Source organism: Bacteroides coprosuis, from assembly GCF_020741705.1.
In the GTDB taxonomy this organism is placed as follows: domain Bacteria; phylum Bacteroidota; class Bacteroidia; order Bacteroidales; family Bacteroidaceae; genus Bacteroides_E; species Bacteroides_E coprosuis.
This window is the reverse complement of record NZ_DYYK01000115.1, coordinates 1-2533: the sequence shown is the minus strand read 5'-3', so window position 1 is coordinate 2533 and position 2533 is coordinate 1. Positions and strand designations below refer to the sequence as shown.

Below are 2533 nucleotides of genomic sequence, written 5' to 3'. Positions count from 1 at the left end.
TTTGAAAAACTCTTTTAATGTTTGATCAGCATTCTTGGCTGGTTCAGAGTCGAGCATATTATTGAAGCCTTTTACTTGCTTTTGTATCTTGTCATAATAATCTCCATCTAGACCTGTCTTTTTAAACTCCCTTTTAGATAAGGAGAACTCCACTCGTTTATCTTTAATCTTCGTGTTTTTTGCTACCACTTCGAAAAGTTGGGCATACTCTTTACCCTCATCTATAATACGATCGCTCGTGATACTCTCAAAATCGCCTTCCATCAATGATTCTACTACCGATTTGTTTTTGTTTTCATTCTTACAAGCAGAAACTGCTACTAAACAAAAAATCAGCATACTCATTTTTACGAATGTCTTCATCATAATTTATCTCTTTTTAATTAAATATTTTATCTATTTCTTTTGCCCAATCGCCTTGTAAAGAATAAGAAGGATAAAAATCCAAAAGCTAATATATAACAAGCATTTATGGTAGAAGCTTTTCCCCATAATGTCATAGCCAATGGATCGTCCATCATGCCAAAGAATGTATTTATAGCTGTTGCGTGGGGTACATAGTCTAGATAATCCCAAATCTTCACAATCATCCCGAATATCACTCCAAAACCACCTATGGCTACTGGAATTATAAAGTTCTTGAATATCAAACTCAAGAAATACTGAATCATCATAATGGCAGAGAAACCCACTCCACTTACGATAAAGAATTTAGTAACCTGCTTAAATACCAAGTAGTTGAAATCTTGAAACCCATAACTAGGTGCTAAATGCCCCAATAAGTAACCTGCTAGAAAGAAGCCTCCATACGCCAATAACAAAGAAGTAAGTAGCGCGATAAACATAAAGATTATTTTAGTAAAGTATATTTTCGCCTTACTGATGGGCAAACTAAAAAGCTGTTTGATAGAGTTGTTTTTATACTCCATATCACACAGAGAATAACAAAAAAGAGCCACTACTATAGGATAAAAGAAACCAATAAATGGAAGGGTGTCATTAGCTAGGTAGTAGGCCCACGGACTAATGGGAGATGTATGTACTTCATTGCTATGATATAGCAAATAAAGAATAGCTATAAAAATAATAATCAGAGGAAAAGATAGTAAAAGAAGAAACCCCCTATTTCGTCTTGTTTTATAAAACTCTGCACGGAGCATTGAAATTAATGATATGGTATTCATAGTTGTACGTGAGATGTAAGATTTAGGAATATAGTTTCAAGATTATTCATACCTGCAGAAACTCCATAGATAGGGATATCATGCTGTACAAATAAGCGAAGTAATTCATTGTGCTTCTCCTTGTTTTCTATACCAACTTGGAGTTCTTGAGCACTGAGTACGGTAGCTATAAACTGATAATCCTCACATAATCGGAGCGCTTTTTCAACTTCGCTAGTTACAAATACAATTTCTTGATGTATGTTTTGCATCAATTCACTCAAACTGCCTTGGTAGAGTAGATGTCCTTTTTCTATGATACCAACATGGGTACATACTTTCTCTATCTCATTGAGTATATGGCTAGATAGCAAGATTGTCTTACCTTCTGCTTTAAGTTCTAACAAGAGTTCACGGATGCTGTGCACTGCCTCAGGATCTAGTCCGTTGAGCGGTTCATCTAGTATCAGAATTTCGGGATTGTGAAAGATAGCCATGCCAATGCCCAACCGTTGCTTCATGCCTGTAGAATATTTTTTCACTTTCTTATTCCGAGCATCCCAGAGACCCACTTTGGATAAAACCTCTTTTACTCTAGCTTCCCCACAGCGATAGATTAAATCGAGATATTTAAAGTTTTCAAGCCCCGATAGATTATCGTAAAAAGCCGGAGACTCAATCAGACTACCAATTTGGGATAGGCAATCTTCTCGGTGTTTCCTGAATTCTTTGTCGCTATAGTAGATAGAGCTACCATGAATAGGATCAAGCAACCCCAAAAGCAGTTTGATGGTGGTTGTTTTCCCTGCTCCATTCTTTCCTAAATAACCATAGATTCCCCCTTGAGGTATCTTCAGATTGATATGATCTAGTATCTGCTGATGCTTAAAAGCAAAAGACAAGTCCTTGGTTTCTATAATATATTCCATACGAATAAAGTTGTACGTCTAATTTTTAATACAAGATATAGTATTGTAAGGAGTTGGCAAACTAGGTAAGTAGAAATAATTGAAGATAGGGAGTAAAAGCTTAGCTAATGGGTTACTTTTACTATATTATCGTTGCTCTATCCTCCTCCAACTTTATATAGTTTCGTTGGATAGCTGTATCTAAGCCCCTATTCATTGCCGCATCTACAATTGAACCAGTTCTAGCAAAACCAAAAACTTGAGCAGCTAATCTTATTAAGTCTACAATAGGGATGCTAACTTCATTCTCCAATATTTTTCTCATTGCATTTGCTATCTCTTCGGGCGGTAAATCTACGGCATCCCTATTGCCCGATCTAAATGTTTCAAAATTATCATATTGGTTTTTGTCAACCCAGAAATAATCAAATTCATCTGATGAAGTTTTATATAAATCAGTAT

The 2533-nt window shown here is 35.6% G+C and carries 4 protein-coding genes; all 4 read right to left on the bottom strand.

All coding sequences use genetic code 11. The features are described 5' to 3' along the window. On the bottom strand, nucleotides 1-366 hold a 366-nt coding region (locus K8V80_RS06510; protein WP_276776316.1), incomplete at its 3' end, for a hypothetical protein. Nucleotides 367-392: 26 nt separating this feature from the next. Continuing rightward, nucleotides 393-1184: an ABC transporter permease gene (locus tag K8V80_RS06505; RefSeq protein WP_276776313.1), complete on the bottom strand. Its 792-nt coding sequence runs from the start codon at nucleotides 1182-1184 to the stop codon at nucleotides 393-395. Then, on the bottom strand, nucleotides 1181-2092 hold the full coding sequence (locus K8V80_RS06500) for an ABC transporter ATP-binding protein (protein WP_276776310.1): 912 nt from the start codon (nucleotides 2090-2092) through the stop codon (nucleotides 1181-1183). Before K8V80_RS06500 ends, K8V80_RS06505 begins: the two co-directional genes overlap by 4 nt. A gap of 121 nt (nucleotides 2093-2213) precedes the next feature. Next, a partial coding sequence (locus K8V80_RS06495) for a hypothetical protein (RefSeq protein WP_276776307.1) occupies nucleotides 2214-2533 on the bottom strand: 320 nt, incomplete at its 5' end.

Excerpts from the sequence above, each read along its gene's own strand:
- K8V80_RS06500 (WP_276776310.1), bottom strand. The coding sequence starts at position 2,092 with ATGGAATATATTATAGAAACCAAGGACTTGTCTTTTGCTTTTAAGCAT.
- K8V80_RS06505 (WP_276776313.1), bottom strand. The coding sequence starts at position 1,184 with ATGAATACCATATCATTAATTTCAATGCTCCGTGCAGAGTTTTATAAA.